Annotated in this window: 23 protein-coding genes and 1 other RNA gene; 14 read left to right on the top strand and 10 right to left on the bottom strand. The window is 67.1% G+C overall.

The window, feature by feature from the left end; translation table 11 throughout:
- Both BJG92_RS07105 and BJG92_RS07110 read right to left on the bottom strand, forming a co-directional pair.
- The coding region (locus tag BJG92_RS07105) for a DUF2142 domain-containing protein (RefSeq protein WP_232083325.1) at nucleotides 1–339 on the bottom strand (339 nt) is incomplete at its 3' end.
- Nucleotides 340–527: 188 nt separating this feature from the next.
- Nucleotides 528–2864 (bottom strand): GH25 family lysozyme, encoded by a 2337-nt coding sequence (locus BJG92_RS07110; RefSeq protein WP_232083326.1) that lies wholly within the window; start codon nucleotides 2862–2864, stop codon nucleotides 528–530.
- 642 nt (nucleotides 2865–3506) lie between these two features.
- On the opposite strand from BJG92_RS07110, the gene BJG92_RS07115 reads away from it, so the two are divergent.
- The 13 genes from BJG92_RS07115 (at nucleotide 3507) to ssrA (ending at nucleotide 13971) form a co-directional block, all read left to right on the top strand.
- Nucleotides 3507–4730, top strand: a complete 1224-nt coding sequence (locus BJG92_RS07115) for a CpaF family protein (RefSeq protein ID WP_232083327.1) — start codon at nucleotides 3507–3509, stop codon at nucleotides 4728–4730.
- On the top strand, nucleotides 4730–5584 hold the full coding sequence (locus BJG92_RS07120; RefSeq protein ID WP_232083328.1) for a type II secretion system F family protein: 855 nt from the start codon (nucleotides 4730–4732) through the stop codon (nucleotides 5582–5584). The genes BJG92_RS07115 and BJG92_RS07120 overlap by 1 nt, the downstream gene beginning before the upstream one ends.
- Nucleotides 5581–6522, top strand: coding sequence for a type II secretion system F family protein (locus BJG92_RS07125; protein ID WP_232083329.1), 942 nt, complete (start codon nucleotides 5581–5583; stop codon nucleotides 6520–6522). Before BJG92_RS07120 ends, BJG92_RS07125 begins: the two co-directional genes overlap by 4 nt.
- A 62-nt stretch (nucleotides 6523–6584) precedes the next feature.
- Nucleotides 6585–6836: a hypothetical protein gene (locus BJG92_RS07130; RefSeq protein ID WP_232083330.1), complete on the top strand. Its 252-nt coding sequence runs from the start codon at nucleotides 6585–6587 to the stop codon at nucleotides 6834–6836.
- A 123-nt stretch (nucleotides 6837–6959) separates the two neighbouring features.
- On the top strand, nucleotides 6960–7304 hold the full coding sequence (locus tag BJG92_RS07135; RefSeq protein WP_232083345.1) for a TadE family protein: 345 nt from the start codon (nucleotides 6960–6962) through the stop codon (nucleotides 7302–7304).
- A complete protein-coding gene (locus tag BJG92_RS07140) occupies nucleotides 7285–7815 on the top strand; it encodes a hypothetical protein (RefSeq protein WP_232083331.1) in 531 nt (176 codons plus the stop codon). The genes BJG92_RS07135 and BJG92_RS07140 overlap by 20 nt, the downstream gene beginning before the upstream one ends.
- Complete coding sequence (locus tag BJG92_RS07145; RefSeq protein ID WP_308011635.1) at nucleotides 7812–8312, top strand: pilus assembly protein TadG-related protein; 501 nt, start codon at nucleotides 7812–7814, stop codon at nucleotides 8310–8312. Before BJG92_RS07140 ends, BJG92_RS07145 begins: the two co-directional genes overlap by 4 nt.
- A gap of 75 nt (nucleotides 8313–8387) precedes the next feature.
- The gene (gene prfB, locus BJG92_RS07150) at nucleotides 8388–9503 is read left to right on the top strand and encodes a peptide chain release factor 2 (protein ID WP_232083332.1); all 1116 of its coding nucleotides are present in this window, start codon (nucleotides 8388–8390) and stop codon (nucleotides 9501–9503) included.
- 237 nt (nucleotides 9504–9740) lie between these two features.
- The gene (gene ftsE, locus BJG92_RS07155) at nucleotides 9741–10571 is read left to right on the top strand and encodes a cell division ATP-binding protein FtsE (protein ID WP_232083333.1); all 831 of its coding nucleotides are present in this window, start codon (nucleotides 9741–9743) and stop codon (nucleotides 10569–10571) included.
- Nucleotides 10568–11482: a permease-like cell division protein FtsX gene (gene ftsX / locus BJG92_RS07160; RefSeq protein WP_232083334.1), complete on the top strand. Its 915-nt coding sequence runs from the start codon at nucleotides 10568–10570 to the stop codon at nucleotides 11480–11482. Before ftsE ends, ftsX begins: the two co-directional genes overlap by 4 nt.
- 34 nt (nucleotides 11483–11516) lie before the next feature.
- Complete coding sequence (locus BJG92_RS07165; protein ID WP_374199768.1) at nucleotides 11517–12962, top strand: peptidoglycan DD-metalloendopeptidase family protein; 1446 nt, start codon at nucleotides 11517–11519, stop codon at nucleotides 12960–12962.
- A gap of 40 nt (nucleotides 12963–13002) precedes the next feature.
- The gene (gene smpB / locus BJG92_RS07170; RefSeq protein ID WP_232083336.1) at nucleotides 13003–13473 is read left to right on the top strand and encodes an SsrA-binding protein SmpB; all 471 of its coding nucleotides are present in this window, start codon (nucleotides 13003–13005) and stop codon (nucleotides 13471–13473) included.
- A 129-nt stretch (nucleotides 13474–13602) separates the two neighbouring features.
- Nucleotides 13603–13971: a transfer-messenger RNA gene (gene ssrA / locus BJG92_RS07175) on the top strand.
- Nucleotides 13972–14089: 118 nt separating this feature from the next.
- Here ssrA and BJG92_RS18380 read toward each other — a convergent pair.
- Together BJG92_RS18380 and BJG92_RS07180 are read right to left on the bottom strand one after the other, a co-directional pair.
- Nucleotides 14090–14224 (bottom strand): hypothetical protein, encoded by a 135-nt coding sequence (locus BJG92_RS18380; RefSeq protein ID WP_269461797.1) that lies wholly within the window; start codon nucleotides 14222–14224, stop codon nucleotides 14090–14092.
- A 48-nt stretch (nucleotides 14225–14272) separates the two neighbouring features.
- Nucleotides 14273–14644, bottom strand: coding sequence for a hypothetical protein (locus BJG92_RS07180; protein WP_232083337.1), 372 nt, complete (start codon nucleotides 14642–14644; stop codon nucleotides 14273–14275).
- A 99-nt stretch (nucleotides 14645–14743) separates the two neighbouring features.
- Between BJG92_RS07180 and BJG92_RS07185 the strand changes: the two genes are divergently transcribed.
- Complete coding sequence (locus BJG92_RS07185) at nucleotides 14744–16135, top strand: MFS transporter (protein WP_232083338.1); 1392 nt, start codon at nucleotides 14744–14746, stop codon at nucleotides 16133–16135.
- 1 nt (nucleotide 16136) lies between these two features.
- On the opposite strand, the gene BJG92_RS07190 is transcribed toward BJG92_RS07185, so the two are convergent.
- The 6 genes from BJG92_RS07190 to BJG92_RS07215 all read right to left on the bottom strand — a co-directional run bounded on the left by BJG92_RS07190 (nucleotide 16137) and on the right by BJG92_RS07215 (nucleotide 21374).
- A complete protein-coding gene (locus tag BJG92_RS07190; protein ID WP_232083339.1) occupies nucleotides 16137–16508 on the bottom strand; it encodes a CrcB family protein in 372 nt (123 codons plus the stop codon).
- A complete protein-coding gene (locus BJG92_RS07195) occupies nucleotides 16505–16954 on the bottom strand; it encodes a CrcB family protein (protein ID WP_232083340.1) in 450 nt (149 codons plus the stop codon). Before BJG92_RS07195 ends, BJG92_RS07190 begins: the two co-directional genes overlap by 4 nt.
- Entirely contained in the window at nucleotides 16955–17683 is a 729-nt protein-coding gene (locus BJG92_RS07200; protein WP_232083341.1) for a metal-dependent transcriptional regulator, read from the bottom strand.
- Between the two features lie 16 nt (nucleotides 17684–17699).
- Nucleotides 17700–18986, bottom strand: a complete 1287-nt coding sequence (locus BJG92_RS07205) for an Nramp family divalent metal transporter (protein ID WP_374199767.1) — start codon at nucleotides 18984–18986, stop codon at nucleotides 17700–17702.
- A gap of 115 nt (nucleotides 18987–19101) precedes the next feature.
- Nucleotides 19102–19857, bottom strand: coding sequence for a class I SAM-dependent methyltransferase (locus tag BJG92_RS07210; protein ID WP_232083342.1), 756 nt, complete (start codon nucleotides 19855–19857; stop codon nucleotides 19102–19104).
- 152 nt (nucleotides 19858–20009) lie between these two features.
- Nucleotides 20010–21374 (bottom strand): aminotransferase class V-fold PLP-dependent enzyme, encoded by a 1365-nt coding sequence (locus BJG92_RS07215; protein WP_232083348.1) that lies wholly within the window; start codon nucleotides 21372–21374, stop codon nucleotides 20010–20012.
- Nucleotides 21375–21432: the final 58 nt, after the last annotated feature.

Here is a 21432-nt window from a genome sequence, read left to right on the forward strand (position 1 = left end):
CGCCAGCAACCGGGACGGAAGGCCGACCAGCATGTAGTAGAACGGGTTGTAGTTCCCCGCTGTCGTCGCCGCAGTGACTGGTCCTCGGTGCGTCGGGTCGAGTTGGGGAGCGCAAGCAGCTGTCAGGTCAGGCCTGAATGCGGTGCAGGTTTGTGGCCCCAGCTCGGCGAAGTACGCGGGAACTACCACGACCGCAGGGTCGCCTTGTTTGCCGTGCGTATCGGCGGACAGCTGCCCCCGCGCCACGGCCGCGGCCTTGATGGCGTGTGCCGGCTCATCCGGCACTGACATGAGCGGAGAGGCAAGGGCCCACAGCGTAGTCAGGGTGCCAATAACCAAGAATATAGTGAAGGCCGGGTTAAACGAGGGCCGGCCAAGGATGGCCGCCCGCCGCCGGCCGCGGGGGTATGAGCGCATAATTAGTGAACTTATCATCAAACGGACGGGGCAAGTTACGCCCTAAAGCTGATAGGCAGCTCGGGCCACACTGGGTGAATGTTTTGGCCCCGCCGCTCACGACCGAGAGCCTAGAGGTTACCCGCGGGAATCCGTGAAAGGTAACCTTCGGTCGGCTTCATTCCGGTGCCGGAATAACTCCAGAGTGACCCGTCCGGACGCCTTCCCACGAGATCGGGGTATCCATCGGAGTTGAGATTCCAGGCTCCAAGCATGACATCGAACGTGTTCAAGTCCATGCCGATACGTCGAGACGCGCCGGGCTTGCCGGTACCGTCGCCGGGGTACACCCACAAGGTTCCGTCTGGCTTCGTCGCCAGAAGATCGCTCTTTCCGTCGGAGTTTATGTCGCCTGGCCCGATGAGCTTGTCGAAGGCATCCCAGCCGAAATCACCTACTTTGATTGCGCCCAGGTATCCACTGCTTGTCGAGTCCACGCGACCAGTGCCACGGTAAAGCCACAAGGAGCCGTCACCCTGCCGGGCGAGGATGTCATTCTTGCCGTCGCCGTTGAAATCACCCAATCCGGTCAGCGACGTGAACGCGTTCCAGCCAAAGTTGCCGATCTTCACCGGCGGACCGTACCCATTGCTCGTGGGGTCAACCCTTCCGCTGCCGGGGTAGAGCCACAGAGTCCCATCTTTGCCGCGGGCCACGAGGTCGTTCTTGCCATCTCCGTTGAAGTCGCCGACACCGATCAGCGCGTTGAAGCTGTCCCAGCCGAAGTCGCCGATCCGCCGGCCGGGGCCGTAGCCGCCCGTCCCTGATCCCGCGTAGAACCAGAGGGTGCCGTCGGGCTTCCGTGCCAAAAGGTCAGCTTTTCCGTCACCGTTGAAGTCTCTGGTCCCGACGATTGTGTCGAATGCATCCCACCCGAAGTCGCCGATCCTTTGTGCGCCTTCGAAGCCCAGATCACGCATGGCAGTGCCGGCGTAGAAGAACAGCGCTCCGGTTGGGTCGCTTGCGACTAAATCCGCCATGCTGTCGCCATTGGCATCTCCGGCCCCGACGATGCCGTCGTAGATGCCCCAACCGGTTCCAATACGGCGGCCGTTGACGAGTGTTGCATTACCGGCATTGGAGTACAGCCAGATGGTCCCGTCCGGTTTGCGAGCGGCTAGATCGTTGGTGCCATCGCCGTTGAAGTCTTTAATCGCGATCAGCTGGTCAAACACTTGCCAGCCGAAGTCGATTTTTCGGGACGGTCCGGGTTTGCCGGTTGCAGTGCCGGCGTAGAGGTACAAATCGCCGTTGGGATGGCGTGTCAGGAGATCGGGCTTGCCGTCGCCGTCGAAGTCGCCGACGCCGACGATGCTGTCAAAAGCGTCCCAACCAAAATCCCCTACCTTGATGCCGCCGCGGTAGCCGACGCTGCTTCCTGAGACTGTTCCCGTTCCAGCGTAGAACCACAGGGACCCGTCAATTTTCCTGGCCAATAGGTCGTTTTTGCCATCACCGTTGAAGTCACTGACACCCAGTACGCGATCATAGACATCCCAGCCGAAATCGCCGATCTTGCGGCCGGCGTCGAAGTTTCCTCTACCGTCGCCCCGGTAGAACCACAACGTGCCGTCCGGGCCGCGCTGGATCAGGTCCGGCATCCCATCGCCGTCGAAGTCGCCAGGGGCTATGAGCTTGCGTGTCGGATCCGTGGGTTCCGGCGGGGGGGTGCCAGTGGCGAACCGCTTGAGGCTTGCGTAGTCCCCATTCCAGACATTGGAGTCACCCGCGAAGGGGCCCGACTCGCTGTACTGCCAGATGCTGTAGGCGGACCAGCTGGCTGGAATCGGCCCGGCGTTATTCGAAGCCGAACTCGGGTAGGAAGCGAGCCACAGCGGGTTGTCGCCAAAGCCCAGTGGATTCCCGACGCAGTCCCTCCACCAGTAGTTGCCGGTGTAAATGACCGGCAGCCTTCCAGTGAGCGCCTGCATCGTGTTGCTGAAGTCCCGTGCCCAAGCCGCCAGAGCGCTGGGGGACATGTCATAGCATGTGTTCCCCTGGTAATACCCATTGATGGTCTTGCCGGCGTAGGGGTTCCCCTCGAAGTCGAGCACAGGCGGCATCGTGAAGCCGTCCCCGCTCCAGCCTCCGCCGCTCCGCACGAAGATTCGTGCCTGATCGGCCCCTGACGATGCAGCAGGATTTGCATAGTGGTAGGCCCCGCGGATCATTCCGGCGCCGCGGGCCCCGTCGTACTGGGAGCCGAAGATCGGATTAGTGTAGTAATTGCCTTCGGTCGCTTTGATGTAGGCGAATCGGGCACCCATGTTCCACTGCTGCTGCCAGTTGATGGACGGCTGGTGTTCGCTGGCATCGAGGCCCTGCACGCCAAAGGTCGGCCTCCACGTTCCTTCGGTGGTGAGTGTTCTGGCAGCGAGGCCCGTGCTTGCCGCCAGGCCCTGACCCATCTCTGCTCCGCCTCCAACGCTCGCGGCGGCCATGGCTGCGCGGTAGCCCTCGGTTGTTCGATCAGGCGTCGCAGGATGCGCCGTGGCGGCCGGTACCGTGGGGGAGGGCAGTGCCCTGCCAGGTGAGGACGGCTGGGTGGACGGTGCCACCGGAGCCGGGGCGACGGCGGATGGCGAGAGCGACGGCGTGCCGGTCGGCGCCGGTGCTGTCGTCGCGGTCGGCGAAGGCTCGACCGCGACAGCCGGCGTCGCCAGCCCGGGCCCGGCGAGGAGCGAGGCGGCCAGAATAAGGCCACCGATTCGGCTGCCGCGGTGGTTGCTGGGGGGAAGTAAGGTCCGCTTCATTATCCGCTCCGGAACAACGACACGCCCGGGGCCGTGTCATGGTGATCTCCCGCCCGGGACCCATCAAAGCAAAGCTGTCACGGACGCGAGAATATCTGACTTGTCGCGCCTACCTTATATGCCGATAAAGGGCGAAACCAGAGTTTCCAGTGTTACCTGTGTGAAAATTGTTATTAAAATGCGGGAAGTTTTCCACATGCCTCCGGCCGGGCCCTTGTCCGGTCGGGAGCGGACCCATAGCCTTAACCCAATTGCACCGCCCAGGGGACAGGGCGGCAGTCCTATTGGGGGGCCATCGTGGAGGCTGTGCGCATTGTCGAGGACGAGGTCCGCGAGCTCATCCGTCGGCGCGGCCTGGACCCCCTGCGGCAGGCCGGCGAAGTCCGGCGGCTGGTCGAGGCGGCGGTCCTGGACTATGACGAACGCGCGTTGTTGGCGCCCCTCCCGCCCATCGGTCCGCTGGAGACCGCCCGGAGGTTCGTCTTCGACGCCGTGGCCGGTTTCGGCGCCCTGCAGCCGCTGCTGGATGACCCTGCCATTGAGGAAGTCTGGCTCAACGCCCCGAACGAGATCTACGTGGCGCGCAACGGCGAATCGGAACTGACGTCTGTCTCGCTCACGGGCCAGCAGGTGAAGGACCTCGTGGAGCGGATGCTCAAGAGCTCAGGGCGCCGCCTGGACATGTCATCTCCCTTCGTCGATGCCGCACTGCCGGACGGATCCCGCCTCCATGTGGTGATTCCGGACGTCACCAGAAGGCACTGGGCCATCAACATCCGCAAGTTTGTGGTCAAGGCCAGCCGGCTGGAGCACCTTGTGGAACTGGGGACGCTGACCCCGCAGTCGGCGCGGTTTCTCGGCGCTGCCGTTGCCAGCGGCCTCAACATCCTCGTCTCGGGCGCGACGCAGGCAGGCAAGACAACGATGCTTAACTGCCTCGCCGCCAGCATTGGCACCCGGGAGCGCGTCATCACGGTCGAGGAGATTTTCGAGCTGCAGTTCCCCTTGCGCGACGTGGTGGGCCTGCAGTGCCGGCAGCCCAACCTCGAGGGCGAAGGCGAGATCCCCTTGCGCCGGCTGGTCAAAGAGGCGCTGCGGATGAGGCCGGACCGGCTGGTGGTCGGTGAAGTCCGCGAAGCCGAAAGCCTGGACATGCTCATCGCTTTGAACTCTGGCCTGCCTGGGATGTGCACCATCCACGCCAACTCCGCCCACGACGCTGTGACGAAGCTTTGTACCCTCCCGCTGCTCGCTGGCGAGAACATTTCCAGCGCCTTTGTTGTCCCCACGGTAGCCTCCTGCATCGACCTCGTCGTCCATTGCAGCCGGCACGCCAACGGGCGACGGCAGGTGACCGAGATCCTGTCGCTCGGGCGCAGGGTGGAGAACGGCGTGATCGAGTCCTCCATGGTCTTTGCCCTGGCGGACGGCCAGCTGCAGCCAAAGGCCAACTCCATGCCGGCTGCCGAGAAGTTCGCCCGCTCGGGCTTTGACGTCGCGGCCCTGCTGGAGCCGCGCTGATGGCCCCGCTTGTGGGCATGCTGGGCGGCGCCGGACTCCTATTGATCTGGTGGTCGGCCTGGGAGCACCCCAAACCGGTGAAGCCGAACCCCAGAACGAGCAGGCTGGAGGACCTGCTTCGATCGGCAGGCATAGAGAAGGTCAGCGGCATGGGCTTGCTGGCCACCTGCCTCGGTGTAGGCGCTTTCACCACCCTGGTGTTCTACGCGGTGACGCGGTCCTGGCCAATTGCGGGTTGCTTCGGGCTCTTTGGCGGCTGGCTGCCCATGGCGATCGTGAAGTGGCGCGCCCGGAAGCGTACCGCCGTCCTGCGCCAGCTCTGGCCCGACGTCGTCGATCACCTTCGCTCCGCCATCCGGGCCGGCCTGTCGCTGCCGGAAGCCCTCATCCAGTTGGGGGACAAAGGCCCCGAGGAGCTCCGGCAGGTCTTCCGCGACTTCGGTGCCGACTACCGCTCCGGCGGCCAGTTCGATCCTTCGCTGACCAGACTGAAGGAACGGCTGGCTGATCCCGTGGCCGACAGGATCGTCGAGGCTCTCCGCCTGACGCGGGAGGTGGGTGGCTCCGATCTGGGCCGGCTGCTGGGCACCCTCGCGGAGTTCCTGAGGGAGAGCGCCCGGACCCGGAGCGAGCTGGAGGCCAGGCAGTCCTGGACAGTCAACGCTGCGAGGCTTGCGGTGGCCGCGCCCTGGATTGTCCTGGTTCTGCTGGCCAGCCGGCCCGAAGCAGTGGCGGCGTACAACACGCCAATCGGGGCCGCGGTCCTGCTCGGCGGGCTCGCGGTGTCCCTCATCTCCTACGCCATCATGCTGCGCATCGGGGCCCTCCCGGAAGACGAGCGGGTGCTGCGATGACCGGGCTCATGGCGAGCGCCACGGTGTGTGGGGTGGTCCTGGGGGCCGGCCTCTGGCTGCTGCTGGTGCGGCTGCCGTTTATGCGGCCCACAACTTTCGCCGAGCGGATCGGGCCCCAACTCAAAGCCCACAACCTGGAATCCCGGCTTCTGCGCACCCCGCCGCGCAACCTGACCCCGTTCGGGCCGCTTGAACGGATACTCCGTCCTGTCCTCCGCGACGCGTTCGCGTCACTGGGCAAAATCAATCCCGGCTCCTCGGCCTTGACCCGGCGACTGGCCAGGGCAGGAAGCAACAAGTCGGCCGTCGACTTCAGGGCCGAGCAGCTCCTCTGGGGTGCCGGGGGCTTCGTCGCGGCCATCGGGGCGGTCCTGCTGTTCGGTGCCGCCGGGCGCTTCAGTCCGCTCGCCGCGGTCGTGGCAATCCTCGGCGGTGCCGCCGGCGCCTTCCTGCTGCGGGACTATCTGCTGGGTGCTTCCATCAGGAAGCGCGAGAGCCGGATGATGGCCGAGTTCCCCAGCATCGCGGAACTTATGGCGCTGGCCGTCAGCGCAGGGGAGAGCGCCACCGGTGCCCTGGACAGGGTGTGCCGCAGCGCCAGGGGTGAGCTGTCGAAGGAGTTCACCCGCGTCCTCGCGGAAACACGGTCCGGGAAACCGCTCGTGGAAGCGCTGCAGGAGTTCTCGGCGCGGACCGACCTTGGCCCGCTGGTCCGGTTTGTGGACGGACTCATCGTGGCGGTCGAACGCGGGACGCCGCTGGCCGACGTCCTGCGGGCGCAGGCCCAGGATGTCCGGGACACTGCCAAACGCGAGCTGATGGAGTCTGCCGGAAAGAAGGAAATCGGCATGATGGTCCCGCTCGTCTTCGGGGTCCTGCCCCTGACGGTCGTGTTTGCCGTCTTTCCGGGGTTGGCAGCCATCAGCCTGGGGCTGTAGGGGATACGCGCAGTGTGCACGGCATTAGGACCGGAACTCTCACCACGAACAAAGGGGACAAAGTGAAACTCATCGGTACCCGCGTCGCTCTCTCGCTCTGGATGTCCGGCCTCCTGCTCTGGCGGTCTGTGGACCGCAGGAAAGGAAGCAGGATCCAGCCGGACGGTCCCGGCGACCATCGGGAACGCGGGGATGTCCCTGGCTGGGTGATGATCACCTTGATGTCTGCAGTTCTGGTGGCGGCGCTGCTGGCGCTCGCGGGCCCGGCGCTCGAGGCGCTGTTCAACCAGGCCATGGACAAGGTCGGGCAGTAGCGCGTGCGCGCGTCCGCCGGAGGCCGGGACGGGCCTGCCGGCAGATCCCGCCGGCAGGGAACGGCTGGCAAACGGGGCAGGGCAAGCGGACCGGGCAGCGCCGGCGAACGGGGCTCGGCCGTGGTGGACTTCGTGCTCGTCGGCGGCCTGCTAACACTGTTCTTCCTTGCCATCATCCAGCTGACCCTGATTCTCCACGTCCGGAATACGCTGATTGACGCCGCGGCCTCGGGCGCCAGATACGGCACCCTGGCGGACCGCGGCTCCGCGGACGCCCGGGACAGGACTGCCGAGCTGATCGGCGTGGCCCTGAACGAGGATTTCGCCCATGACGTGACCACGAGCGAATCCACCTACCAGGGCATCCGCACCCTGGAGGTGACGGTCCGTGCCCCGCTGCCGGTGATCGGGCTGATCGGGCCCCGGACACTTCTGGAGGTGAAGGGCCATGCCGCCATCCAGCCGTGAAGCCGCCGCCAGTCTCAAAGGGACGGCCCGCCTCACCGGCCCCGACAGCCAGCTCCGCCCGGACCAGGGCGACGGCCAGGGCGACGGCCACGGCGACGGCCACGAGCGGGGGAGCGCCGTCGTGGAGTTCACGTTCCTGTCCCTGTTGCTGATGGTGCCGCTGGTCTACTTCATCATCACGGTGGGTCAGCTGCAGGGAGGCTCGTTCGCGGTGGTAGGCGCCGCCGACCAGGCCGCAAAGGTCTTCATTGCCCAGCCGGATCCGGCGAGCGGCCGGGCAGCCGCCGAGCAGGCCGTCCTCGTGGCGCTCGCCGACTACGGGCACCCTGCGGCGAACGCCCGGATAGATACAACCTGCGAACCCGCCGACTGCCTGGCGGCGGGCTCTGCCGTGACGGTCACCGTGCACCTCACAGTGCCCCTGCCGTTCGTACCGTTCAGTGATGCCCTCAACCTCAACGCGGGGCAGCTCAGCGGCTCGGCCACGCAACTGGTCGGACGGTTCCGTTGAACCGCGTCACCGCAAAGCACCGACGGCACCGCCGGACGGGCGCCGAGGATCCGGAACCGAGCGGCGGCAGGGAACACGGCCAGCTGATGGTGCTCATCATCGGCTTCGTCCTGTTGGCCCTGCTCGTCGCGACCGTAGTCACTGCCGCGTCCAGCGTCTACATCGAGCACAAGAAACTCCTCTCCCTGGCCGACGGCGCGTCTGTGGCTGCCGCGGACAGCTTCACCCTCGGACAGCTGGAGACCGCCGGCGGCAGCCCCGCCGCCGTCCTCGACGGCGGACGCGTCCGCGGCGCCGCCAGCGATTACCTCAACCGCAACGCAGCCTTCACCCGGTTCAGCGGCCTCGCCGTCGCCCCGGCAACTGGCAGCCCGGACGGCGCGACCGCCGTCGTGGTGCTGAGCGCCGCCGTGCACCCGCCGGTGGTCAACTTCCTGGTCCCGGACGGCATCAGGATCGAGGCAAGTTCGACGGCGCGTTCCCGGCTCACCCGGTGAGCATGCGGCCCGGACAAGCGCCGCCCGCCCACCAAGTCCGGGCGGCCAGCACGGATAGCGTAGGGTTAAAAAACCATGGCAAACATTGATTTTCCCGCAGAAATCCGCGCGCTGCGCGCCACGTACGCCTCCATCGAGAACGTTTCGAATGTCGAGGCGCTGAAGGAAGACATCGCCGAGCTGAGCGAGCGGGCCGGTGAACCCAATCTGTGGGACGACCCCGCGGCGGCCCAGGTGATCACCTCGAGGCTTTCGCACCGCCAGTCCGAGCTCGCACGTCTGGACACCCTCGTCTCGCGGATCGACGACCTCGAGGTCCTCGTGGAGCTGGGCCAGGACGAGGATGACGCCGCCTCCATGGGCGAAGCCGCCACGGAATTGGAGGCGATCCGGAAGGCCCTGAAGGACCTCGAGGTGGTCACGCTGCTCTCCGGCGAGTTCGACGAGCGCGAGGCCGTCGTCAGCATCAGGGCCGGCGCCGGTGGCGTGGATGCCGCGGACTTCGCTGAAATGCTGATGCGGATGTATCTGCGCTGGGCCGAACGCCACGGCTACCCGACCACCATCATGGACACCTCCTACGCTGAAGAAGCCGGGCTGAAGTCCGCCACGTTCGAGGTCAAGGCGCCCTACGCCTACGGCACGCTGAGCGTCGAGGCAGGGACCCACCGCCTGGTCCGGATCAGTCCGTTCGACAACCAGGGCCGCCGGCAGACCTCCTTCGCCGCCGTCGAAGTTATCCCGCTGATTGAACAGACCGACTCCATCGACATCCCGGACAACGAGATCCGCGTCGACGTCTTCCGCTCCTCCGGCCCCGGCGGCCAGTCCGTGAACACGACGGACTCCGCGGTGCGCCTGACCCACCTCCCCACGGGCACGGTCGTGTCCATGCAGAACGAGAAGTCCCAGCTGCAGAACCGCGCCGCGGCCCTGCGCGTGCTGCAGTCCCGCCTTCTACTGCTCAAGAAGGAGCAGGAGGACGCCGAGAAGAAGGCCTTCGCGGGCGACGTCAAGGCCTCCTGGGGCGACCAGATGCGCTCCTACGTGCTCAACCCCTACCAGATGGTCAAGGACCTCCGCACCGAGCACGAGGTCGGCAACACCTCGGCCGTGTTCGACGGCGAGATTGACGACTTCATCGACGCCGGCATCCGCTGGCGGACCGACAACCGCAACGCCGACAAGTAGACGCGGACAAATAGACGCGGACAGGTAGACAGCCCGCCGAAATCCACCCCTTCGGCCCCTTGCGTCACACCTGTCCCTCCTGTCTAATCGGGCGACACGCCCCCGCGCCCAAGCCGTTCCGCCAGGGCCCGTGCGTATAGTCGAGGGGCCGGGGCCCTACTTCCCCCACTAGAAAGCCCGCGCGCCGGCAGCAGAACTGGGCCGCACCAACCCATGTCCTGCAGGGTATTTAGGGCTATGATCCGTTTCGACAATGTCACCAAGGTCTATGACCAGAACGCGCGTCCGGCGCTGGATGCGATCAACCTGGAGATCGACCGCGGCGAATTCGCCTTCCTCGTCGGCGCTTCCGGTTCCGGCAAGTCGACCTTCCTGCGCCTGGTCCTCAAGGAGGACCGCGCGTCCTCCGGCGCGGTCTACGTGGCCGGGCAGAACGTCGCAAACATTTCGAGCTGGCGCGTGCCCAGGCTCCGCCGGGGGATCGGCGTCGTCTTCCAGGACTTCCGGCTGCTGCCGCAGAAAACCGTGTTCGCCAACGTCGCCTTCGCCATGCAGGTCATCGGCAAGAGCCGCAGCGTCATCCGCGACACCGTCCCCGAGGTCCTCAAGACAGTCGGACTCGAAGGCAAGGAAAACCGGCTGCCGCACGAGCTCTCCGGCGGCGAGCAGCAGCGCGTGGCGATCGCCCGCGCCGTCGTCAACCGCCCGGGCATCCTGCTGGCCGATGAGCCGACCGGAAACCTGGACCCCACCACCTCCATGGGCATCATGGGTGTGCTGGACAAGATCAACCAGAACGGCACCACCGTGGTGATGGCCACCCACGACGACGACATCGTCAACGAGATGCGCAAACGCGTCGTCGAACTCAGGAACGGGGTGGTGATCCGCGACGAAGCGAAGGCCCTGTATACCTCCATGATTCCGGTGGTGGGACAGTCCCGCCGGCTGCGCGACGCCAGCGGGCGGGAACTTGAACCCGCTCCGGCGCCGGCCGCCCCGAACCGCAGCGAAGCGCCCGCCACAACACGTGCTGCCGCCCGTGCCGCAGGGGAGGGCCGGCTGTGAGGCTTGCATTCGTCCTCGGCGAGATCGGCAGCGGCCTGCGCCGCAACCTGTCCATGGTGGTCTCCGTCATCCTGGTGACCTTCGTGTCCCTGACTTTCGTCGGCGCAGCCGGCATGCTGCAGCTGCAGATCAACCAGATGAAGGGCTACTGGTACGACAAAGTCCAGGTGGCCATCTTCCTGTGCAGCGACGGTTCGACGGCGCCCGGCTGCGCCACCGGCCCCGCGACCCCCGAACAGCAGGAGAACCTGCGCAAGCTGCTGGAGTCCCCGGCGGTGGCCCAATACGTCAACGACTTCCAGTTCGAGTCCAGGGACGACGCCTACAGGCACTTCAAGGAGCAGTTCTCCAATTCCCCGATTGTTGATTCGGTGACGCCGGACCAGCTGCCGGCGTCCTTCCGGATCAACATGAAGGACCCGGAGAAGTACCAGATCATCAGCGAGACGTTTTCCTCGCAGGCCGGAGTGGAAACGGTGATTGACCAGCGCCAGCTCCTCGAGCGGCTCTTCTCCGCCATGAACATTGCGTCGCTCGTGGCCGTGAGCGTCGCCGGAGTGATGATTGTCTGCGCGATCCTGCTGATTGCGACCACCATCCGGCTGTCCGCTTTCAGCCGGCGGCGGGAAACCGGGATCATGCGCCTCGTGGGCGCCTCGAAAATCGTCATCCAGCTTCCCTTCATCCTGGAGGGCGTGATTGCGGCCGTCATCGGTGCCGCCCTGGCCTCCGGAACGCTCTGGGCGGTGGCACACTTCTTCCTCGGTGGTTACCTCTCCCGGCAATACCCGGACACCGCCTTCATCTCCGCAGGTCAGACGCTGATCCTGGTGCCGGCGCTGATCGGCCTCGGTGTTGTCCTGGCCGGAGTATCATCGCTCCTGACCCTCCGCCGATACCTGAGGGTCTAGCTTGCTCAACGAAAAGGGAATACTCATGACAGCCATGGTCCGCAGGACGCCACGGCCCAGCGCGCCCCTGCCCGGCGCGCCCCTGCCCGGCGCGGCCGGCCCGGGCTCCGTGGGACGCCGCAGCCGCCTGCTTGGCGCGGCCCTGGTGATCGCCCTTGCGGCAAGCATGGGTGCCTCGACGCCGGTGGCCTTCGCCGACAGTCTGGAGGACCAGCAGGCAGCGCTCCGGGACCAGGCGGCCCGCGTCCAGCATTCCCTGGAGTTCGTTGACGCCAGGATCTCCCAGGCCGCAGCAGACCTGGTCCTCTACCAGGGGCAGCTGCCCGGCGCGCAGCAAGCCCTCCTCGAGGCGCAGGGCCGGGTGGCCGGCGCCGTCAAGGAAGTCGAAGCCCTGGCGGCCCGCGTGGACCTCGCCCAGCAGAACAAAGCCAAGATCACGCAGCAGCTCGAGACGGACAAGCAGAAGATTGCGGACACCAAGAAGCTGATCGGGCAGATCGCCACCCAGGCTTACAAGTCCGGCGGCGTGCCCTCTAACCTGTCCCTGTTCTTCGGCGCCAACCAGGGCGGCAGCCTCACGGAAACTATCGACCTGGCCGATCAGGCGATGCGCAGCCAGAACTCCGCGATGGACAAGCTGACCCAGCAGAACGCCACCAACGTCAACTCGCAGGCCCGCCTCGAAGCGGTGGAGGCCGAAATCAAGGACCTCAAGGCCAAGGCCGACGCCGCGCTGGCCCGCGAGAAGGCCGCCCGCGACGAGGCCGAGACCAAGAAGGCCCAGGTGGACAAGCTGATTGCTGACACCACCCGGCTCGACGCCGAGCTGCAGGCCGCCAAGCCCGGCATCCAGACCCAGCTGGCCCAGGTCCAGGCCCAGCAGGACGCCGTCGCCGCGGAAATCGCCGAACGCGACCGCAAGCTGCGCGAGGCCTACGAAGCCGAACAGCGCCGCATCGCCGAGGCTGCTGCTGAAGCTGCTGCCGCAGCCGCCCGCGCCCAGGGCCAGGCCCAGGCCAAGCCGGCGCCGTACGTCCCCGCCGCCCCCGGAGCGCCGTCGGCCTTCGGGCTGCGGAGCCCCTTCAACGGTGTTCCGATCACCTCGGGATTCGGCTGGCGCGCGACGCCGGCGGGCACCATCGACTTTTACGGCAAGGGCGGCTACATGCACACCGGGATCGACTTCGGGGCTGCCTGCGGCACCCCGGTGTACGCCCCGGCGGCAGGCACCGTCTTCTCGGCCGGCTGGGCGAACGACGGCGGCGGCAACAACGTGAAGATCTCCCACGGCGTCGTCCAGGGAAACTCGCTGACCACGATTTTCTACCACAACAGCAGTGTGGTGGTGTCCCCGGGCCAGCAGGTCAGCGCGGGGCAGCTGATTGCCTACTCCGGCACCACCGGCAACTCCACCGGCTGCCACTCGCACTTCGAGACCTGGCTGAACTCCAGGGCCGTCGACCCGATGGGCCTGCTCTAGACTGGGATACGCCCTAACCATCGATTCAAGGAGTTCTACCGTGCCGAAAGAAAGTGGCCGCAAGGTAGTGGCCACCAACCGCAAGGCCCGGCACGACTACCACGTCCTCGATACCTACGAGGCCGGAATCGCGCTCATGGGCACGGAGGTGAAGTCCCTCCGCGAGGGTCACGCCTCCATGGTGGACGGCTTCTGCACGTTCTACAACGACGAGCTGTGGATGGAGGGCATCCACATCCCGGAGTACCACCAGGGGAGCTGGACCAACCATGCCGCCCGCCGTCGTCGCAAGCTGCTGCTGCACCGCGACGAGCTCACCAAGATCTCGCACAAGATCCGCGAATCCGGCTTCACGATCGTTCCCCTCCAGCTGTACTTCGTGGGCGGCCGCGCGAAGGTGGAGATCGGCGTCGCACGCGGCAAGAAGGAATACGACAAGCGCCAGACGCTGCGCGAGCAGCAGGACAAGCGCGAGGCCCTGCGGGTCATGCGCGAACGCAACCGCCGCTGAGCCGGACACCCAAACGCCGGGAATGATTCCGGGCGGTGGTGCGCTATGCTAAGTAGTCCGGGGAGGAAGAGCGCGGTAACCCCTTGAAAGGTAACCGCAGGAATCCTGGCCGGTTTGATAAAAAAATACGGGGATGATCGGTTTCGACGATGTTAGTCGCGACAGGTGAAGCGGGCCGAGGATGCAGAATTATCTCGTAAACGCTGTCTGCAAACCAATAAGTGCCGAATCAAAACGCACTGACTTCGCTCTCGCTGCCTAAGCAGTAAGACAGTCCGTCAGCCCGAGGTTGCTATTGCCCCGGATCCTGGCGTCATTTAGATAGCCACTGCTGTTTACCTCCGTCATCGGGGTGAACGGGACTCTTAGATGACTGGGCCCGGATCAGCCAGCTGTTTGCAGCATGGCCGGGGCCGAGAAAATCCGACGCAAACTGCGCCCGGAGAAGCCCTGACAACACGACATCGGACGGGGGTTCAATTCCCCCCATCTCCACATGGGAGCGCCGGAAACGGAGCTCCACCCCGTATGAAGTACAAAAAGGCCGGAAGCTGATGCTTCCGGCCTTTTTGGTGTCCTGGGCGTTTCGCCCGGCGGTCTGAGCGATTCGCCTGGCTCAGCGCTTTTTGATGTGCGCTACCGGGTCCGCGTGGGTCTCGGCGACGTTCTTGGTCTTCTTCTCGGCCCGTTTTTCCTTGATGGTTTTCACCGGTTTCTTGGCCTGGTGCTGGTGTGGCGTCTTGTCTGGCATTGCGCACTCCTAAGGCGGAGGGGCCGGGGTGGCCCCGTGCTACTTAAGTTACGCCTCCGGCACAGCGACGTCCACGATGCCCACGAAGCGGCTGCCCACACCCTCATACTCGCTGCGGACCAGTCCGGCAGCGGCCTGCGGGACCTCATCAGGGGCGTGGTGGGCGCAGATGACGTACGTGAACTCCGGCCACCATTTCTTCGGCCGGGCCGCTTCGGAGAACCCGCAGACCGCACATGTCAGCTGGACCCACACGGGGCGCTTGCCCGTCCGGTTGGCCCTGGACTGCAGCAGCCATGCCGGGGGATTGTCGAGGAACTCGCCGAGCTCGGCGTCGGAGAGGCGGGAGGGGATACCGTGACGGTGCGCCATCTCCAGCGGAATATCGAGGATCTGGGCTGCTTCGCGTCGCGTAATCATCCATCAACGATACGTGATGAGCGGCGCCGGCACCCCGGTGTTAGGCTCGTCACGAACCCGGCCCGGAGATTCCCGTCAGGCAACGAGGGAGGCACCAGCATGTCCGGCACAGCCATGACGGCCCTGGAGAAACGCGTACTCTACGTCACCATCGTCGCGTCGTTTATGGCTTTTTTGGACAGTTCGGTGGTCAACCTCGCGTTGCCGGCGATCGGACGGGAGCTTGGCGGCGGACTGGTTGTCCAGCAATGGGTCGTGGACGCCTATCTGCTGACCCTGGGCACGCTCATCCTGGTGGCGGGTACGCTGTCGGACCAGTTCGGCCGGGTCCGGGTCCTGCAGTGGGGCCTGGCCGGCTTCACGGCGACGTCGGTGGTGTGCGGCCTCGCCTGGAGTGGCGAGTCGCTGATTGTGGCCCGCGGGCTCCAAGGGGTTGCCGGTGCCCTGCTGGTGCCCAGCTCGCTTGCGCTGATCGTCGCGGTGTTCAGCGGCCCCGCCCAGTCCGTGGCGATCGGCAAATGGTCGGCGTGGACCTCCGGAGCCATCGTCGCGGCGCCCCTGCTCGGCGGAATCTCCGTAGACCTCTTGACCTGGCGGGTGATCTTCTTCCTCAACATCGTCCCGGCGGTTGCGGTGTGGCCCGTGCTCCGGCGGCTGCGGGTACTGGATGCGGAGCGCGTCCCGGGCAGCACGATCGATGTCACGGGGACCATCCTGGCGATCATTGGCCTGGGCGGCATCGTCTACGCCTTCATTGAGCGGGGGAACCTGGGCTGGGGCTCCCCCCAGGTCTGGCTGCCGCTGGCCGCCGGCGTCGCGGGCCTGGCCGCGTTCATCGTCCATGAAGCCAGGACCCCGGCCCCGATGATGCCGCTGCGGCTCTTCGCCGTGCGCAACTTTGGCTGGGGCAACATCGCGACGGCGGCGATCTACGGGGCGCTCTCCCTCGGCTTCTTCGTGCTGGGCCTGTTCCTGCAGCAGGTCGCTGGCCTGGGTGCCACGGCCGCCGGCTTAGCCCTCCTTCCGCCCACCCTCCTGCTGCTCATCCTGTCCGCGCGGATGGGGGCCCTCTCGGGCCGCTTCGGTTCCCGCTGGTTCATGACCGTGGGGCCCCTGCTGTGCGCTGCGGGCTTTCTGCTGCTGTTGGGGGCAGGATTGCCGTTGGACTACTTTGGTGAAGTCCTGCCGGGGCTGCTTGTCTTCGGGCTGGGCTTGGCCGTGACGGTGGCGCCGCTGACGGCCGCCATTCTCGGCTCCGTGGATCCGAAAGAGGCAGGCATCGGCTCGGCCGTCAACAACGCCGTCGCCCGTATCGCGGGACTGGTGGGGGTCGCGTTCGCCGGGCTGATCACCGGGCCGGTCATCACGACGTCGGGACTGCACGCCACCGTGGCGGTGACCGCTGCGCTGTTCGCCCTGGGGGCGCTGTGCTCGGCCGTTGGCATCCGCAACCCGGCCGTGGCGGTCGGCGAGGGACTGCAGCGGGCCTGACTCAGCCCGCGAGGGCCAGGCCCAGCGCCGCCGCAAGGAGCCCGGCCACCAGGTTAACGGCGATGTTGAGCGCCGCGGCCCGGTAGCGTGCCTCGCCCACGAGGCGCACCGTGGCCGTGGTCCAGGAGCTGAAGGTGGTCAGCCCGCCGGCAAGGCCGGACGCCAGGGCCGTGTGCCACTCCGCCCCCAGTCCCAGCTGCCCGGCGGCGCCGAGGGAGAGGCCGATGATGAAAGACCCGGCGGCGTTGACCACCAGGGTGGCCCACGGCCAGTGCGGATGCGTCCCGGGTCTGCGCGCAAACCACGAGTCGACGGCGAAGCGCAGCAGCGCCCCGGCCACCCCGAAGACGCCCACCAGCAGCGCGGTGATCATGCTGCGGCCCCGGTGGCGTCAGCCAGGGCCTTGCCGGACTTCCAGCCCGCCGCCGCGGCCCCGAGCCCGAGGACGAGGGACAGGGCAAGGTAGGCGAGCCACGTGCCGTGCAACCCGCCGCGGGACAGCTGGTCCACCGAGTAGACCACCGCCGAAAACGTGGTGAAGGAGCCCAGCAGGCCGGGCCCCAGCCCGGCACGGAGCCAGAAAGCCGTGTGTGGCCGCGCGATCCACAGGGTGGTCAGCGCCGCGAGGACAAAACTCCCGACGACGTTGATCACCAGGGTGGTCCACGGCACGGCGCCGGACGCTTCCGGGAACACCAGCCCCGCGCCGTAGCGCAGTTCCGTTCCGATCAGCCCACCGGCAGCGACGGCCGCCCACGCACGCCAGCCGGGCAGCCCGGGGCGCGTCACGGCGTGGCCTTCCTTGAGGGTGCCCGCCATTCAGCGCCCGTCAACGGTGCAGCCGGTATGGGCCGGCCCGCTGTGAATCCACAGGGCCGCCGCGACTTCCTCGGCGAGGTCGAATTCGCGCAGTGCCGCGCCGGAACCGATGCGCACCACGAGCGCTCCGCCGAAGGGCTTGCGCCCCAGCACCTCAACGTCCGCGTCGAGTTCAATCTGTTCGGCAGCGAGATAGCGCAGGAGCTCGGGATTTTCATCGCTGATCCGGGTGATCCGCCCGGTGTGGCCGTCGTCGAGCTCGTTCATCCGGTGGGCCGCCGGGATCAGCACGGAACCGTCGGAGGCGGGGATCGGATCGCCGTGCGGGTCCCGCACCGGGTTCCCCAGCTTGGCTGCCATCCGCTTGATGAAAGTCTCCGAGACGGCATGTTCGAGCAGCTCGGCTTCGTCGTGGACCTCGTCCCAGCGGTAGCCGAGCTCCCGCACGAGGAAGGTCTCGATCAGCCGGTGCCGCCGGACCATGGACAGGGCCAGCCGGATGCCGTCGCCGGTGAGGGTGATGGCACTGTAGGGCTGGTGGTCCACGAGGCCCTGGTCCTTGAGCTTGCGGACCATCTCGGAGACGGAGGAGTTGGCGACGCCCAGCCGCTGCGCGAGCTGCGTTGAGGTGATGGGTTTATCCTGCCACTCCGTAAAAGAGTAGATGACCTTGACGTAGTCCTCGATCGAAGAGGAGGGCGTCCCGGTCTTCGCAGCGCCGATTTTCACAGAGCCAAGCCTACCCTCAGCCGGCGCCCGAGAACGTCAGCCACAGCAGGACGAGGTTCAGCGCCACCACCAGCACCACGCTGATGATGGCGGCGACGCGCAGGGCCAGGCCGTCCGCGAACCGGCCCATGAGCGACTTCCTGCTGGTCAGGACAACCAGCGGGATCAGGACAAAGGGAATGCCGAAGCTCAGGACCACCTGGCTCAGGACCAGCCCCCACGTGGGATCGAAGCCCACGGACAGCAGCACGATCGCCGGGATCAGGGTCACGACGCGGCGGGCCATCAACGGAATGCGGATCTTCAGCAGGCCCTGCATGATGGTTCCGCCGGCGTAGCAGCCCACCGACGTGGAGGCGAGTCCGGAGGCGAGCAGGCCGACGGCGAAGACGACGCCGACCACCGGGCCGAGGCTGGCCGTGATTGCAGCGTGGGCCCCCTCGATGGTGTCCGTCCCGTCCACCCCGCCGAGGGTCGAGGCGGCCAGCAGCAGCATGCCGATGTTGACCACTCCGGCGATGGCCAGGGCCACGACGACGTCGAGCCGGGTTGCCTTCACCAGCCGGGCCATCGCATGGGCAGGGACGTGGAGGTGCGGGTTGGGGCGGTGCCGGTCCCGGGACAGGGCCGAGTGGACGTAGATTGCGTGCGGCATGACGGTGGCGCCAAGCATGCTGGCCGCCAGCAGGACGGTTTCCGGGCCCTGGAAGCCCGGCACCAGTCCGGCCAGGACTCCGCCGGGATCCGGCGGGCTGAAGAAGAGGCCGGCCAGGAAGCCGACGGTGATGATGCCGAGGAGGAAGATGATGACGAACTCGAAGGGCCGCTGCTTGTTCCGTGCCTGCACCGCGAGGAGCAGCATGGACACGCCGCCGACGATCACGGCGCCGAGGGGGAGGGGGAGGCCGAAGAGCAGGTAAAGCGCGATCGCCCCGCCCACGACCTCCGCGAGGTCGGTGGCCGCCGCCACGATTTCGGCCTGCACCCAGAAGGCGCGCCGCCAGAACGGCTTGAGGCGTTCCCCCAGAATTTCCGGCAGGCTCTTGCCCGTCACGATGCCGAGCTTTGCGGACTGGTACTGGACCAGCACGGCCATGACGTTGGCGGCCACCAGCACCCAGACCAGCAGGTAGCCGTACTGTGCGCCGGCGGTCAGGTTGGCTGCGACGTTCCCGGGATCCACGTAGGCAATCGAGGCAACGAACGCCGGTCCCAGCAGGCCAAGCAGTGCCCGGCGTGCGCCCGGTACCTTCCGGGCGGGCACGTCCGGCGCCAGTGGTTCGTGTCCTGTTACTTCCAGCACGGCAGGCTCCCGGGGGCAGGGTTTTTGGTGCCTACAAATAATTCTTAGGCTTACCGAAACCATAAGCCACCGCGGTTGTCCGGTGCAATACGGCAGGGAGCACAGCCTGGCCCCGTCAGGCCCGGACGGCCCGCCAGGTGTGCGTCAGGTAGGGGAGCGGGATTGGTTCTCCCGGCGCATGGCCCAGGTGCTCGCGGAGGTACCAGCCGAGGTTGCCCAGCACTTTGGCCCGGATCGGCTCCGATGCCCTGAGGTAGTAGCTGCGGGACTTGGCCAGCTCCAGCAGGTCCGCCGTCGTGACGGCATCCTCCCAATGGGTGAGGTGGCCCTCCAGGGCCGTGAACTCGGGCCCGAGCGTCGGCGCGAAATGCGGTGTGAGGACGTCGCCGGCATGCATGATCCGGGACAGCCGGCGGACCCACGGCACCGAGGTGTCCAGCTGGTTCCAGATGAGGCCCAGAACGCCTTCGGCGCGCAGGATCCTGGCGATCTCGGTGCTGGCCGGCAGCGGATCGATCCAGTGCCAGGCCTGCGCTACCGTGACCAGATCAAAGGCATCCGCCGGCAGGCCCGTCTGCTCGGCAGTGCCCTCGACGGCGGAGACAGCCGGCTGGGTCCTGCGCAGTTGCGCGAGCATGTCGACGGAGGGATCAACGGCCACCGTGTGCAGCCCCCGGCCGACGAGCAGCGCGGTGAACTTGCCGGTGCCGGCACCGAGGTCCGCGGCATTCCTTGCCCCGGCGGGGATCAGCCAGTCGGCCGACTCCGCTGGGTAGCCCGGGCGGACCCTCTCATAGTGTTCGCCGCCGTCCTGGAAGCTCTGCCCCAGCTCATGGCGGCGCTGATGGTGCAGTTTGGGGCCGCTGTGCATTGTGGGATTGCTGTGCAGTATGGGATTACTGTGCAGTGTGGGGCCGCCGAGTGCCACGTGCGATCTCCTTCGGGCAGGTCCGGATGGTACCTTTCGAATTTACCGCACGGAGGAGGGGCGCGCGGAGGAGGGGTGCACGGAGGGGCGCGCGGCTAGTCCGTGATGCAGGGTGCCGCCCCGGCGGTGCCGGGGGTGTTGGGCGCCCAGTGCGGGTAGCTGCGGGTGTCGTTGGACGGCACCCAGCGCCCGGCATCAACCACATAGTCCCAGCCGGGGCCGCTCTGGCGCAGGGTCTGGATCCCGGCCAGGAGCCGCTGCGCATCCTCCAGCCGGGAACCCAGGCCGAAGCTGGCCCGCAGGGAGCCGGAGGGCAGGCCGAGCCGGCGCAGCAGCGGGTGCGCGCAGAAGCGTCCGTCGCGCAGGCCGATGCCGTGTTCCGCGGACAGGTACGCGGCCACCAGGCCGGCGTCGTACCCTTCGACGGAGAAGTTGACGACGCCGATGGTGTCCGGCCCGGGCCCGCCGTCCTCCAGTGCGGTGTCGGCGAAGATCCGGTGGACGCTCACGCCGTCGATCCGCCGGAGCCCCTCGACGAGGAAGGACCGGAGGGACTCCTCATGGGCATGCCACTGCTCCTCGTCCAGGGCTGCAATCACCTGGGTGGCGCGGGCCAGGGTGGCGGCGCCCAGGACGTTGGGGGAGCCGCCTTCGTGCCGGGCCGGGCCCGTAGTCCAGCTGACGGAGTCGAGCCTGGCGTCGCTGACCGCCCCGCCGCCGGCGAGGTGCGGTGTACCGGCGTCGAGCCAGTCGGGCCGGCCCACGAGTACCCCGGCCCCGAACGGCGCGTAGAGCTTGTGCCCCGAGAAGGCGAGATAGTCGACGTCGTCCGCGGCGATGTTGATCCGGCGGTGCGGGGCAAGCTGGGCGGCATCGACGACGATCCGGGCGCCGTAGTCGTGGGCCAGGGCCGCCAGTGCGCGGATCGGCAGGATCTCACCGGTGACGTTGGAGGCCCCGGTGACAGCGAGCAGGCTGATGCCGCCGTGGGCCAGTTCCCCGCGGAGCCGCTCCAGCGTGGCGGCCAGGGTGGGTGCGGCGACGACGCTGCGGTGCGGGACGCTCTGCCAGGGGAGGAGGTTGGCGTGGTGTTCGATGTCGAGGTAGAGGACCTCGCCGGTGTGCCGGCCGTCCGCGACCGGCAGGCAGCCAGCCAGCAGGTTCAGCGAGTCGGTGGTGTTCCGGGTGAAGATCACGGCGTCATCGGGCCGGCCGCCCACGAAATCGCGGACGATCGTGCGGGCGTTCTCGTAGACGGAGGTGCTGATCTGGGAGGCGTAGCCTGCGCCGCGGTGAACGCTCGCGTAGAACGGCAGGATCTCGTTCAGGTAGGCCGACACCACGGACAGTGCCGGGGCGGAGGCGCCGTAGTCCAGGTTGGCGTAGCGGACGTGTCCGCCCTGGATCAGGGGAGCCTGGATCTCGGCTCCGGTTACCGCGGCGAGCGGCCGGCGGGCAATGCCGAAGCGGGCATCAGTCGGGCGGGATCCGTTGCCGGGAGGGGTTCCGGGGGTGGCG

This window comes from Arthrobacter sp. SO5, from assembly GCF_020532805.1.
In the GTDB taxonomy this organism is placed as follows: domain Bacteria; phylum Actinomycetota; class Actinomycetes; order Actinomycetales; family Micrococcaceae; genus Arthrobacter.

Coding starts and splice junctions, on each gene's coding strand:
- BJG92_RS07110 (WP_232083326.1), bottom strand. CDS start 2,864: ATGGGTCAGGGCCTGGCGGCAAGCACGGGCCTCGCTGCCAGAACACTC.
- BJG92_RS07120 (WP_232083328.1), top strand. CDS start 4,730: ATGGCCCCGCTTGTGGGCATGCTGGGCGGCGCCGGACTCCTATTGATC.
- BJG92_RS07125 (WP_232083329.1), top strand. CDS start 5,581: ATGACCGGGCTCATGGCGAGCGCCACGGTGTGTGGGGTGGTCCTGGGG.
- BJG92_RS07140 (WP_232083331.1), top strand. CDS start 7,285: ATGCCGCCATCCAGCCGTGAAGCCGCCGCCAGTCTCAAAGGGACGGCC.
- prfB (WP_232083332.1), top strand. CDS start 8,388: ATGGCAAACATTGATTTTCCCGCAGAAATCCGCGCGCTGCGCGCCACG.
- ftsE (WP_232083333.1), top strand. CDS start 9,741: ATGATCCGTTTCGACAATGTCACCAAGGTCTATGACCAGAACGCGCGT.
- BJG92_RS07165 (WP_374199768.1), top strand. CDS start 11,517: ATGGTCCGCAGGACGCCACGGCCCAGCGCGCCCCTGCCCGGCGCGCCC.
- BJG92_RS18380 (WP_269461797.1), bottom strand. CDS start 14,224: ATGCCAGACAAGACGCCACACCAGCACCAGGCCAAGAAACCGGTGAAA.
- BJG92_RS07180 (WP_232083337.1), bottom strand. CDS start 14,644: ATGATTACGCGACGCGAAGCAGCCCAGATCCTCGATATTCCGCTGGAG.
- BJG92_RS07185 (WP_232083338.1), top strand. CDS start 14,744: ATGTCCGGCACAGCCATGACGGCCCTGGAGAAACGCGTACTCTACGTC.
- BJG92_RS07190 (WP_232083339.1), bottom strand. CDS start 16,508: ATGATCACCGCGCTGCTGGTGGGCGTCTTCGGGGTGGCCGGGGCGCTG.
- BJG92_RS07195 (WP_232083340.1), bottom strand. CDS start 16,954: ATGGCGGGCACCCTCAAGGAAGGCCACGCCGTGACGCGCCCCGGGCTG.
- BJG92_RS07210 (WP_232083342.1), bottom strand. CDS start 19,857: ATGCACAGCGGCCCCAAACTGCACCATCAGCGCCGCCATGAGCTGGGG.